Source organism: Acetobacter cibinongensis, assembly GCF_000963925.1.
In the GTDB taxonomy this organism is placed as follows: Bacteria; Pseudomonadota; Alphaproteobacteria; order Acetobacterales; family Acetobacteraceae; genus Acetobacter; species Acetobacter cibinongensis.
Window position 1 is genome coordinate 57260 of record NZ_BAMV01000018.1, and the last position, 12417, is coordinate 69676.

Genomic DNA, 12417 nt, shown 5'->3' on the forward strand with positions numbered 1-12417 from the left:
GATGCTTTTGCTAGCTTATCTGTGACGCTTCTGCCTTGACGTGAAGGAGGGAGCGTCACAGTTCTATTCCTTAGTCTTAAGTTTGTGTGCAGGCGGGCATCATGTCTACTCGTGTCTTAATCGATCACCGTAAAGGTGGAGCAAGTAAAGTCAGGCATCCGGAAAAGGCGCACCGCCCAGATAACCCGATTGCGCGTAAACCGGAATGGATACGCGTTAAAGCACCTACTCACCCAGTGTATCATGAGACCCGTCAACTCATGCGCGATAATCGTCTGGTGACAGTGTGCGAGGAGGCGGCATGCCCTAATATTGGGGAATGTTGGTCTCAACGCCACGCAACCATGATGATCATGGGGGAAATTTGCACACGCGCCTGCTCTTTCTGCAATGTCACTACCGGCTTACCCCATGCTCTGGACGCTGATGAACCTGCACGCGTAGCAGAAGCCGTAGCAAAACTTGGCCTGCGCCACGTTGTTATCACCTCTGTAGATCGTGATGACTTGGCCGATGGTGGAGCCCGTCACTTCGCACAGGTAATCGGGGCGATCCGTGCGGCCTCTCCTGAGACGACAATAGAAATTCTCACCCCGGATTTTTTGCGTAAAGACAAGGCTCTAGAGGTCGTTGTTAAAGCAAAACCTGATGTCTTCAACCACAATCTCGAGACTGTGCCACGACTCTACCCCACCATCCGGCCGGGTGCGCGCTATTACCAGTCCCTCCGTCTTCTTGACCGGGTCAAAGAAATGGACCCCGCTATATTCACCAAGTCTGGGCTCATGCTGGGCTTAGGCGAGGAGAAGATGGAATTAGCTCAGGTCATGGATGATCTGCGCATAGCAGATGTAGATTTTATCACCATGGGACAGTATCTCCAGCCAACAGTGAAACATGCTGCTGTTGACAGGTTTGTCACACCGCTGGAGTTTGAGGATTACGGGAAAATGGCCCGTGTTAAGGGTTTTCTTCAAGTGAGTGCAAGCCCACTTACGCGGTCATCTTATCATGCTGATTCTGACTTTGCAGAATTAAGAGCAGCGCGCGCCGCACGACTGAAAGGGGCTTAAGAATGCCAAAACACGCAGAAAAGCGTGTCCTAGCTTACCAGCCAGAACAGATTTTTGATCTTGTTGCTGATGTAAACCGGTATCCGGAATTTCTACCTTGGTGCACCTCGGCTACCATCCGGTCTCGGACCGCTACTGAGCTTGTTGCGGACCTGACAGTCGGTTTTGGCCCGTTTCGGGAAAGCTTTACGTCTCGTGTAACGCTCGATCGCTTTTCTCAGATCACGGTTCATTATGAACGAGGGCCGTTCAAGTATCTGAAAAACATTTGGAAATTCACGCCAGATTCCAAAGGATGTCTGGTTGAGTTCTATGTAGATTTTGAATTTCGTTCGCGCATTCTGCAGGCAGCTATCGGGGTCGTTTTCGGTGAGGCTGTGCGTTTGATGGTCTCCGCTTTTATAAAGCGTGCCCGCGATGTCTATGGTCCACCGCAAATTGGAAGCGTGAACGCCGAAAACAGCCAAACGGCCCGATAACGCACGTTATTTTTTGAGACTTTTTGAGTTTCCGTGCGTTCAAGAGCAATCCTGTTTGTTACGGTGTCAATTTCTACCGCTAACGCCATTCAGGTTTGATGGAGAGTATTATGAAAAAAGCTTCCAGCCTTATCGTCGCCTCAGCTCTTGCTGTTCTGAGCAGTGCGCCCGTATTTGCGGCAACACACCACGGTGTGCATCATAAGGCTCATGCCAGTTCTGTTGATAAAGCAAGCCCTTCAACAGAGGATCTCAACAGCAAAAGTCTGGTCGCGGCACAAACCCCCGTTGCAGCTCCACCCGGCCTGCATGAAACAGTCCCTGAACGAGGCCTGATCAACGGCGCACAGTCCGTTCCATCCCATGCTCCTGCCGTGGTTGCTCCAGGGACAGGCGTAACCGCACCATCCCTCCCAAGCACCCCCAAAATCCCATCCGCAACTGATGCCCAGAACGCACCGAGCGCTGGCCAGTAAGCTTTAGTTTACTCAGGCACCCTGACCACTCTTTCTTGGTCAGGGTGTTCCCGATGCTAGGCTGGCACTTATCAGCGTAAAAGCATAAGCCGCAGCTTGGGACCGAACAGCGGTTCGATCCCCCGAAAATATTTTATGGTACGCTTCGGCTGGCTTTCCACGGACCATAATACCAAACCACACAAGGCCGACTGGTTTTTCCTCAGACCCACCAGATGGGCCCGCAATACCTGAAACGGAAATTGCGACAGAGGCATCTGGAGAAACTCTCAGCGCCCCTGCCACCATCTCCTTGACAGTCTCGGCACTAACCGCACCGCAATCAGAGAGCGTTGTGGATCTGACACCCAATACGGACATCTTCAATCCGTTAGAGTAGGTCACTAAACCACCCTCCAAGACATCTGAAGACCCGGCATGATGTGTCAGAAGGGCAGCTAACAGTCCCCCTGTGCAACTTTCAGCCGTGACCAGCTTGGCATGGTTACTGCGCAACAGTGCAAGAATCTCTGCTGATTGGGAGAGAAGATGGGATGCCAGAGAGCCATCGAGTAAATTCGGTGTACCAAGGACCATAATACCCTCTCTCCGTTATTCTTGCCCCAAAGCGTTTTTAACGCTTCAGCTTTCTGAGCAGTTTGACACAACCAGCAGCCATAAAACCGGCAACCACATCGTCCCCCATAATGCCAATAGCATCATGACGGCGGTCTAGCACGCCAACTGGGCCGGGCTTTTTGATGTCGAACAGCCGAAACAGTCCAAAAGCAATAAGCGGCCAGACGAGAGAAGGCTTTTCATCCTTCTGGGTGGGCAAACAGGCTAGAAGGCTAATCCACATGCCAGCCACTTCATCAATCACAATCCAACTGTGATCTTCTCCATCTCCAGCATGTTTGGATGCCCAAACACCGATCACTGAAGCCGCAACCGCACTTAGAAGTAAGCCTTTGGGTCTTTTAAGGAGCGGGAGACCTACGACCAGAGCAGCGAGTGAGCCAACAGTACCGGGCGCTTTAGGAGCAAGGCCACAGCCCCCAAACGTTGCTATAAATCGTGCCAGGGTCATTTCGGCTGCTCCATTACTCTGTAAATTGTCATATTTTCCCAGACACGTTGCACATAATTTCGTGTTTCGCTGAAAGGAATGCTTTCAATCCAGTCGATCATTTCAAACTGAGTTGCATTGTTGGCTACTGGATCACCAGAAGAAGCCAGCCACCGGCCAAGTCGACCTGGGCCGCCATTATATGCTGCTGCAATATAAGGCAAGACAGGGCCAAAGCGTTCCTGCATATGCTCAAGATAAGCCACGCCCAACCTGATGTTGTTATCCGGATTGTGAAGGCCAGATGCTGTTGCTGCTGATGCTGGTAAGCCAGCCTTACGGAGCATATCACCGGCGGTTGATGGCTTAAGCTGCATTAGTCCAATAGCGTTGGAAGAGCTGACTGCATCGGGGTTAAAGCTACTTTCCTGCCGCATAAGCCCTAATGCCAGACCCGCTGGCAGGGTGTTGGCAGGCAGGGAATATGGAGCAGGCCAACCTTCATGCAGGAGAAAAATACCGTTTTTCCCTAACTGCCGGGACAGCGCCACGCCGATATCTGGCACCTGTAGCTGTGTGGATACACTGACAAGCGCCAGTTTGTCCGACATGGTTACGACCTGCTGGGCCAGAAGGTTCAGGAAGTCCCGTGCATGCGTAGTATCACCTTGGGACACCAAAATCTGCGCAGCTTGCACCAGGTCACTTTGGGAGAGACGCCCAGCTGAAGTTGAAGCTGTATGCGGAGCACTTGCTGCTTTTAACGCGCGTGTTGTTATCGTGGGTATCTCTTGCTGAGAAGAGAGGGTAGGGCGCTGACCATCAAGTTCAGCAGCAGCCATTTGCCCGTAAAATGTTCCTGCATCATTTGCCGCTCTCAGATAATCTGCCTTCGCACTTTCCGTGTTCTGGGAAAGAGCATGGGCACGACCCAGCCAATAATAGCCGCGGCTACGGGTTATTAATGCAGGCGAGTCAGCAAGCTCTTTAAAAAAGGGTTCTGCGACAGTTGGATTTTTCTGTTTTTCCAGTGCAATCCACCCGCACAGAAACGCAGCTTCCAGCTTATTTGCGCCGGTCACGCTTGTGTCGTGGGCTATGAAAAATGCATCTGCGTCCCGGTTGGCCTCCAGCAACTCACGAGCCAGAGCATCTCGCTCGTGCCAGAAAGCGGCGAGGGCGGTAGCCGCTTCAGCTCTTGCCGCATCACTTTTCCAAAAGGCAATAGCGTCATCATAGCGCTTTTGTGTACGCAGCCACCGCGCACGGTCCAGCACGAAAAGGGGATCCGCTAAATCGGCACTGGAGAGACCTGCAATCTGTGACTCAGCAGAAGCATCACCTGCACGGAGTGCAAGCCGTGCCATAGCCACCTTCTGACGAGCGCTACTTAGATAGGGCACAGTCTGCCGAGCCGCAGACAGCAAACCGCTTTTTTCCTGCCGGTTAAAGCGTAACCAAGATGCTTCAGGTGTAAGGAATTGCGAAAAATTATTGGTAAGCGCCGCTGCGGCCTGAGCCGTATCGTTACCATTCATCCAGGCCTGGCGTGCCTGCGTATTCAAACGGGCAGGGAGGCCTGCGACATTATTGCCAACCTGTGTAGAACAATGTGCCAAGGCCGGACCGTATGTAAGGGCCTGCTGGGCACAAAGCTGCTTTAGTACAGCCGGGTCATTTTCTTGAGCCAAAGCCTGCTGCATACGCAGCTTGATAAGCTGCCACCGGGGCCACACCGGACGCGAGTTAAGAAAGTCAGCATAGTCCTGTGCTGGGGCATGGCTTGTACCAACAAGCTTGAGCCATACAGCCAGTCGGTCCTGAACGGACCCGCCAGCCTGTGACACAGGCATAGTCACCCCTGAGGGTTGGGTTCCCGCAACCGTCTGCTCAGGGGAACTTATGGAGGATTGTGAGGCATCCGGTGGGGATGAGCAGGCACTCAAAAAGAGTACGGAGGACAGTAAGGCACCGTTCAAGCGGCTCACGGACGAGGAAAAATGCTTAGCCATAAAATAAGCTTTAGCCATCCGTCACCGCCTGACAAGCCGTCTTATGCCGTCAGGAAAATACTGTCGGTTATCTCCCTGCCATTAATGTGGCAGGTGCCCCCAGATTTCTCCACCGCCTTTAACAATCAGCTCAATGGCAACAGCCAGAACTATCAACAATCCTACCCATGAGATCCATTTATACCGCTCAAGCAAACGGGCAATGAACGATGCAGCTATACCCATGAGCAAAACGGACAAGACCAGCCCCATGACAAGAATGCCGGGATGTTCTGATGCTGCACCAGCCACAGCAAGCACGTTATCAAGGCTCATGGAAATATCAGCCAGCAGAATACGCAAAACGGCCTTACCAAAGCTGCCCGGTGTCGGCTGAGCACCTTCAGGAGCATTATGCTCATCCCGCATTTCGCGGTACATGCGCCAGCAGACCCATAACAGTAACAGGCCGCCAGCCAGTGTCAGACCCACTATGGCCAGCAGCTTAACGGCAACCAGCGCCAACAGAATACGCAGAACGGCAGCAATACCAATGCCGGTAAAAATAGCCTTCTTACGATCCTGTGGAGAAAGCGATTTGACGACAAGCCCGATGACAACAGCGTTATCGCCTGCCAATGTTACGTCAATCAGAACGACCTGCAAAAACGCAATAACCGCCTGCACACTAAAACCGTCAAGCAAACCGTTCACAAAAACTCCGATTCGACTGTCTGAAAATGAAAGGAACGCAGACCGAACTTCCCCAAAGTAGGGGCCAAGTCAAAGTTTTATTCGTTCACGGGCAGACGCCGCCCCTGAAATCAGCTAGAGAAGCCCGCATTATCCCGCTTTCTGGAGGAATGCCGCGTTATGGTGCCGCGCTATACTCGTCCCGTTATGGCCGCTATCTGGTCCCCTGAAAACCGCTATCGTATCTGGTTTGAGATCGAGGCCTTAGCCTGCGAAGCCATGGCCGAGTATGGCGATGTTCCAAAAGAAGCCGCTAAAATTGTGCGCGAAAAAGGCGACGCCGCCCTTGCTGCATTCTCCGATGCCGACCTCGCGCGCATTGATGAAATTGAAGCCGAAACGCGCCACGATGTTATTGCCTTCCTGACCTGGCTTGCGGAAAAAGTCGGGCCGGAAAGCCGTTTCGTTCATCTGGGCATGACCTCTTCAGACATTCTGGACACCTGCCTTGCTGTACAGCTTGTTCAGGCCACAGACCTGCTTTTGAAAGATCTGGACGATGTTCTGGCCGCGCTGCGTGCCCGTGCTTTTGAGCATAAACACACGCTGACCATTGGCCGCAGCCACGCCATTCATGCTGAGCCAACATCCTTCGGCCTCAAGCTGGCAGGGCATTACGCAGAGTTTGCGCGGAATAAAGCACGCCTAGAAGCAGCACGCGCTGAAATTGCAACCTGTGCCATTTCAGGAGCAGTGGGCACCTACGCTCACCTGGATATTCGGGTTGAGAGTTTTGTGGCAGAGCGCCTTGGCCTGAAGCCTGAGCCTGTATCCACGCAGGTTATTCCCCGTGACCGTCATGCAGCCTATTTCTGCACACTGGCTGTTATTGCCAGTGGCATTGAGCGGCTAGCTATTGAAGTCCGCCATCTTCAGCGTTCTGAAGTGCGTGAAGCAGAAGAGTTTTTCCACCCCGGACAGAAGGGGTCATCTGCCATGCCGCATAAACGCAACCCTGTGCTGACCGAAAACCTGACGGGTCTGGCGCGCCTTGTACGCTCCGCCGCCATTCCTGCTCTTGAGAACGTGGCCCTGTGGCATGAGCGCGACATCAGCCACTCCTCTGTAGAACGGAACATTTGCCCGGATGCCACAATTGGGCTGGACTTTGCTCTGGCGCGCCTCTCAGGCATGATCAGCAAGCTTGTTGTCTACCCCGAGCGGATGGCTGCCAACATTGAAAGCCTTGGTGGGGTTGTGCACTCGGGCGAAGTGCTTCTGGCACTGGCGCGTGCTGGCATGTCCCGTGAGGACGCGTACCGGATTGTGCAGAAAAATGCGATGGCCACATGGACCAAGCTGGGCACACCAGAAGGGAAAACCTTCCGGGAAAATCTGGCTATTGACCCGGAAATTTCCGGCCGCATTCCTGCTGACGTGCTTGATGCTGCCATGGATAGCCGCCAGCACCTGAAGGCAATTGACGCACTGTACGAAAAAGTATTCGGGGAAGCCGGCCCAGCACAGTAAGTGGGTCGCTATTTCTTCAATTTCTTAACCCTGCTATGACGGCATTTTGGTGGGAAGGGCTGTATACTCCCTTCTCATCAGGCCGAACGCAGTAACCGGCTTCCAGCAAGACAGGTAAGGATGACCATGGCCCGTCGTCGCCAGCTTTACGAAGGTAAGGCTAAAATCCTTTTTGAAGGTCCCGAACCGGGCACCATTGTCCAGTATTTCAAGGATGACGCTACCGCAGGTAACGGCGCCAAAAGTGGTGTGATCACCGGCAAGGGTGTGCTGAACAACCGTATCAGTGAGCACCTGATGCTCCGGTTGCAGGAAATCGGCATCCCCACGCATTTCATACGCCGCATCAACATGCGTGAGCAGTTGGTCAAGGAAGTGGAAATTATCCCCCTTGAAGTGGTCGTTCGTAATATTGCGGCTGGCAGCATTGCCAAAAGGTTCAATATTGAGGAAGGCACACGCCTACCGCGTGCCATTGTAGAATTCTACTACAAAAACGATGCGCTGGGTGACCCACTGGTCTCTGAAGATCACATTATCGCCTTTGGCTGGGCCTGCCCACATGACCTTGAGGAAATGACCGGTCATGCCATGCGGGTGAATGACTTTCTCTGCGGCCTTTTCGCTGGCATTGGCATCCAGCTTGTTGACTTCAAGCTTGAGTTTGGACGTCAGTGGGATGGTGATGACAGCCACATTGTGCTGGCCGATGAAATATCGCCTGATAACTGCCGCCTGTGGGATACCCACACCAGTGAAAAACTGGACAAGGACCGTTTCCGCCGTGACATGGGAAGCGTGAAGGAGGCTTATCAGGAAGTCGCCCGTCGTCTTGGTATTCTGCCGGAAGAAGGCAATGGCTCTGACCTTAAGGGTCCAGAGGCTGTTCAGTAATTATCTGCCCACACGCAAAAAACAGGACTATAATCCGATGAAGGTGCGCGTAACCGTCATGTTAAAAGAAGGTGTGCTTGACCCGCAGGGTAAAGCCATCGGCCACGCTTTGCAGACCCTGAACTTCCCCGGCGTTGGGGACGTTCGTGTTGGCAAGATCATTGAACTGGACGTGGACGGAACAGACCGCGCTGCTGTTGAAAAACAGGCTGAAGCCATGGCGCGGGATCTTCTGGCCAATCTGGTTATTGAAGACTTCAGCGTTGAGGTCGTGGCATGAAACGTGTTGCCTGCCTTGTGCTTGGCGCAGCCATTCTTGCCCCCGCAGGTTTAGCCCATGCACAGCGCGTCTCAACCCTCCAGACGGGAAACTTCGCGCGGATTTGCAGTCGTCCAGCAGGAACCAGTGTGTGTGATGCTTATATCACCGGCATGGCTGATGCGGGCGCCCTTGCCAAAATCAATGACAAAAATGAAGGCGATGCTTCTGCACCGGCTGGGTTCTGTATTCCGGCAACGGAAAACGCAGCCTCCATGCGTGGCAAAGTTCTGGCGTGGCTGAAAGGCCACTCAGACAGCCTGTCCAAGCCGGTTGGCGAGAGCGTCTTCCGGGCCTTACATGACTCTTACCCGTGTAGTGCCAGCAAATGAAATCAGCGATTGTCGTTTTTCCGGGCACCAATCGTGAGCGTGATATGGCTATTGCGCTCAAGCGTGTTACCGGAAAAGCTCCCACCATGGTCTGGCATCGGGACACGCAACTGCCCGATGCTGACCTGATTGTTCTTCCCGGCGGCTTTAGCTACGGCGACTATCTGCGCTGTGGGGCCATGGCTGCCCATTCCCCCATTATGGCGGAAATTCGTGCTTTTGCACAGAAAGGTGGCCATATTCTGGGGGTCTGTAACGGTTTCCAGATTTTGACAGAAACGGGAATGCTACCCGGCGCACTGCTCCGGAATGCTAATCTGCGCTTTCTGTCTCAGGACTGCACTTTGCGTGTTGAGCGCGATGACACCCCCTATACCCATAAATGGAAAAAGGGTGATGTTTTCCGCACACCATTAGCCCATGGCGATGGCAACTATACTGCGGATGCAGAGACATTGGCGCGCCTGGAAGGTGAGGGACGTGTGGCGTTCCGGTACGCATCCCCGGACGGAAAAGTGCAGAACGATGATTTTGCAACAAACCCGAACGGCAGCGTAAATAGCATTGCCGGCATCCTGAGCGAAAACGCCCGTATCTGCGGTATGATGCCTCACCCGGAAGACCTGGTCGATCCACTTATGGGTGGGGAAGACGGGCTGCCGTTGTTTGAAGGCCTTGTGGAGGCAATAGTCCGGTGAAAAAAACCGTAGATGAAGCACTGGCCCGCGAATTTGGCCTGACATCTGAAGAATATGCCCGCGTTCTCAGCATTATGGGCCGCACGCCCAGCCTGACAGAACTTGGCGTTTTCTCCGTTATGTGGTCGGAACACTGCTCTTACAAGTCGTCCCGCAAATGGCTCAGAACCCTGCCGACAAAGGCACCCTGGGTTATTCACGGCCCCGGTGAAAACGCCGGTGTTGTGGACGTTGGTGAGGGCTATGCTGCCATCTTCAAGATGGAAAGCCACAACCACCCATCTTTTATTGAGCCATATCAGGGGGCCGCTACAGGCGTTGGCGGTATCCTGCGTGACGTATTCACCATGGGTGCCCGCCCCGTTGCCAACCTGAACGCCCTGCGTTTTGGCAGCCCGGAAACGCCGAGAACCCGTCAGATTATTGATGGTGTTGTTCGTGGTATTGGCGGATATGGCAACTGTGTTGGCGTTCCCACTGTTGGGGGGGAAATTAACTTTCACCCAGCCTATGATGGCAACCCGCTTGTCAACGCCATGACTGTTGGTATTGCCCGCAAAGACCGCATTTTCCTGTCCGCAGCCGCGGGCATTGGTAATCCGGTTGTCTATGTTGGCTCCCGCACGGGTCGTGACGGCATTCACGGGGCGACAATGTCGTCCGCCGAGTTTGACGAGAATGCTCTCGCCAAACGCCCAACCGTACAGGTTGGCGACCCCTTCATTGAAAAGCTTCTGATTGAAGCTTGCCTTGAACTGATGGCGACGGATGCCATTGTTGCCATTCAGGATATGGGCGCGGCTGGCCTGACGTCTTCTTCCGTTGAAATGGCAGGCAAAGGCGGCGTTGGGATCGAATTGGATCTGGATGCAGTTCCTCAGCGCGAACCCGGCATGACAGCTTATGAAATGATGCTGTCTGAAAGCCAGGAGCGCATGCTCATGGTACTGAAGCCTGAACGGACGGAAGTGGCTCGTGCCATTTTTGAGAAGTGGGAACTCGATTTCGCAATCATCGGGCACTTGACCGAGACCGGGCATATTGTTGTTAAGCACAAAGGGCAGGTGGAAGCCGATATTCCGCTCGACCCATTGGCAGAACAGGCTCCGATCTATGATCGTCCTGCCAGCGCCCCAGTCGTGCCGCCAGCACTTGAAAACGTGCATGCACCGCTTTCCCTCGATGCCATGCTGCTTAAACTGGTTGGTTCACCTGACCTTGCCTCCCGTGCATGGGTCTGGAACCAGTATGACAGCACGGTTGGTGGGCAGACCGTACGCCGCCCAGGCGCTGCCGATGCCGCGATTGTAAAAATTGAAGATACGACCCTTGGCCTCGCCCTGACTACAGACTGCACGCCACGCTACTGTCAGGCTGACCCAAGAACAGGCGGGGCACAGGCCGTTGCGGAAGCATGGCGCAACATCACGGCAACGGGCGCCCGTCCTCTCGCCGTGACGGACAACCTCAATTTCGGCAATCCTGAAAAACCGGAAATCATGGGGCAATTTGTTGCCGCCATTGAAGGCATGGGCGAAGCCTGCCGCGTTCTGGACTTCCCGGTCGTGAGCGGCAATGTGTCTCTGTATAATGAGACACGCCAGCCTGATGGAACCACCATGGCTATTCTGCCAACACCCGCTATTGGTGCCCTTGGTGTTCTGGACGATGTGTCAAAAGCTGTTGGCCTGAGTATGGTTGATAATGCCGACATCGTACTGATTGGTGAAACCAAAGGAGAACTTGGGCAGTCTATCTGGCTCCGTGAAATTCTTGGCCGGGAAGAAGGCGCACCGCCACGCGTTGATCTGAGTGTTGAAAAACGCAACGGTGACTTTGTACGGAACGAAATTCAGACTGGCACTGTCAAAGCTTGCCATGACGTTGCTGATGGCGGCATTCTTGTTGCTGTGGCAGAAATGGTCATGGCCAGCCGTATTGGCTGTGAGCTTGAAAGCCCGACTTCTGGCATTCGTCCGGAAGCATTCTGGTTTGGGGAAGATCAGGCCCGGTATATTGTCTGCGTGCCCAATGCTGCGGATTTCTGTGCCCGTGCGGAGCAATCCGGCGTACCAGCCAGACTATTGGGGCGTTCAGGTGGGCGTGATTTGATTTTGCCAAGCGGCGTTACCATATCTACAGCGCGCCTCGTCACCACGAACGAAGCTTTCTTCCCCAGCCTGATGGCAAACTGAAAAACCAAACCGGAGTTCTACTACATGGCCATGTCTGTTTCTGAGCTTGAAACCTACCTGCGGGAAGCGTTTCCTGATGCTCAGATCAACATCACTGATCTGGCCGGAGACGGTGACCATTACTCTTGCGCCATAACGAGCGAGGCCTTCCGGGGCCTTTCTCGGGTCAAGCAGCATCAACTTGTCTATCAGGCGTTGCAGGGTCATATGGGGGGTAAGCTTCATGCCTTAGCCCTTCAGACTTCCGCTCCCTGAACTTCAGTTTTTAAAGGACCAACTCAATGTCTGACACAATCAAACAGCACATTCAGGCCGAAATTGACAATAACGCTGTCGTTTTGTTCATGAAGGGTGATGCTGATTTCCCCCAGTGCGGCTTCTCTGCCCGCGTTGTCCAAATCCTTTCCCACATTGGCGTGCCTTTCAAAGCCATCAATGTGCTGGCAGATGCCAATATCCGTCAGGGCATCAAGGATTTTTCCAACTGGCCAACCATCCCCCAGCTTTACGTCAAGGGTGAATTCATTGGTGGCTGTGACATCGTGATGGAAATGTTCCAGTCAGGAGAGCTGCAAAACCTCCTAAAGGAAAAAAATATTCCAACAACCGCTGAATCCTGATTTTTTCGGTTGTCAATACTCAGGTGGGCTGTGTAGTCTGCCTGAGTGTTGAAATGCGGCAAGGACTTT

15 protein-coding genes are annotated in these 12417 nt (G+C 53.5%); 11 read left to right on the forward strand and 4 right to left on the reverse strand.

Annotated features, from left to right (window positions below):
• Positions 1-101: 101 nt before the first annotated feature.
• From lipA to Abci_RS11090, 3 genes are all read left to right on the forward strand, one after another.
• Positions 102-1073 (forward strand): lipoyl synthase, encoded by a 972-nt coding sequence (gene lipA / locus Abci_RS11080; protein ID WP_048839239.1) that lies wholly within the window; start codon positions 102-104, stop codon positions 1071-1073.
• Between the two features lie 2 nt (positions 1074-1075).
• A complete protein-coding gene (locus Abci_RS11085; RefSeq protein WP_048839240.1) occupies positions 1076-1552 on the forward strand; it encodes a type II toxin-antitoxin system RatA family toxin in 477 nt (158 codons plus the stop codon).
• Positions 1553-1662: 110 nt separating this feature from the next.
• Positions 1663-2028 (forward strand): hypothetical protein, encoded by a 366-nt coding sequence (locus Abci_RS11090; protein WP_048839241.1) that lies wholly within the window; start codon positions 1663-1665, stop codon positions 2026-2028.
• A 39-nt stretch (positions 2029-2067) separates the two neighbouring features.
• Here the strand turns inward: Abci_RS11090 and Abci_RS11095 are convergent, their stop codons facing one another.
• The 4 genes from Abci_RS11095 to Abci_RS11110 form a co-directional block, all read right to left on the reverse strand.
• Positions 2068-2604 (reverse strand): CinA family protein, encoded by a 537-nt coding sequence (locus Abci_RS11095; protein ID WP_048839242.1) that lies wholly within the window; start codon positions 2602-2604, stop codon positions 2068-2070.
• A 37-nt stretch (positions 2605-2641) separates the two neighbouring features.
• Positions 2642-3097, reverse strand: a complete 456-nt coding sequence (locus tag Abci_RS11100) for a phosphatidylglycerophosphatase A family protein (RefSeq protein ID WP_048839243.1) — start codon at positions 3095-3097, stop codon at positions 2642-2644.
• Entirely contained in the window at positions 3094-5088 is a 1995-nt protein-coding gene (locus tag Abci_RS11105) for a lytic transglycosylase domain-containing protein (RefSeq protein WP_048839404.1), read from the reverse strand. Before Abci_RS11105 ends, Abci_RS11100 begins: the two co-directional genes overlap by 4 nt.
• A gap of 81 nt (positions 5089-5169) precedes the next feature.
• Positions 5170-5781, reverse strand: a complete 612-nt coding sequence (locus tag Abci_RS11110; RefSeq protein ID WP_048839244.1) for a YjbE family putative metal transport protein — start codon at positions 5779-5781, stop codon at positions 5170-5172.
• 159 nt (positions 5782-5940) lie between these two features.
• On the opposite strand from Abci_RS11110, the gene purB reads away from it, so the two are divergent.
• The 8 genes from purB (at position 5941) to grxD (ending at position 12348) form a co-directional block, all read left to right on the forward strand.
• Positions 5941-7290, forward strand: a complete 1350-nt coding sequence (gene purB / locus Abci_RS11115; RefSeq protein ID WP_048839245.1) for an adenylosuccinate lyase — start codon at positions 5941-5943, stop codon at positions 7288-7290.
• 126 nt (positions 7291-7416) lie between these two features.
• A complete protein-coding gene (gene purC, locus Abci_RS11120) occupies positions 7417-8184 on the forward strand; it encodes a phosphoribosylaminoimidazolesuccinocarboxamide synthase (protein WP_048839405.1) in 768 nt (255 codons plus the stop codon).
• A 37-nt stretch (positions 8185-8221) separates the two neighbouring features.
• Positions 8222-8464 (forward strand): phosphoribosylformylglycinamidine synthase subunit PurS, encoded by a 243-nt coding sequence (gene purS / locus Abci_RS11125; protein WP_048839246.1) that lies wholly within the window; start codon positions 8222-8224, stop codon positions 8462-8464.
• Positions 8461-8835: a Rap1a/Tai family immunity protein gene (locus Abci_RS11130; RefSeq protein WP_048839247.1), complete on the forward strand. Its 375-nt coding sequence runs from the start codon at positions 8461-8463 to the stop codon at positions 8833-8835. The genes purS and Abci_RS11130 overlap by 4 nt, the downstream gene beginning before the upstream one ends.
• Positions 8832-9533: a phosphoribosylformylglycinamidine synthase subunit PurQ gene (purQ, locus tag Abci_RS11135; RefSeq protein WP_048839248.1), complete on the forward strand. Its 702-nt coding sequence runs from the start codon at positions 8832-8834 to the stop codon at positions 9531-9533. Before Abci_RS11130 ends, purQ begins: the two co-directional genes overlap by 4 nt.
• Positions 9530-11728 carry a phosphoribosylformylglycinamidine synthase subunit PurL gene (purL, locus tag Abci_RS11140; RefSeq protein ID WP_048839249.1) on the forward strand — a complete coding sequence of 733 codons (2199 nt, stop codon included), beginning with the start codon at positions 9530-9532 and terminating at the stop codon, positions 11726-11728. Before purQ ends, purL begins: the two co-directional genes overlap by 4 nt.
• Positions 11729-11752: 24 nt before the next feature.
• Positions 11753-11983 carry a BolA/IbaG family iron-sulfur metabolism protein gene (locus Abci_RS11145; RefSeq protein ID WP_048839250.1) on the forward strand — a complete coding sequence of 77 codons (231 nt, stop codon included), beginning with the start codon at positions 11753-11755 and terminating at the stop codon, positions 11981-11983.
• Between the two features lie 26 nt (positions 11984-12009).
• Positions 12010-12348, forward strand: a complete 339-nt coding sequence (grxD, locus tag Abci_RS11150; RefSeq protein ID WP_048839251.1) for a Grx4 family monothiol glutaredoxin — start codon at positions 12010-12012, stop codon at positions 12346-12348.
• Positions 12349-12417 lie beyond the last annotated feature (69 nt).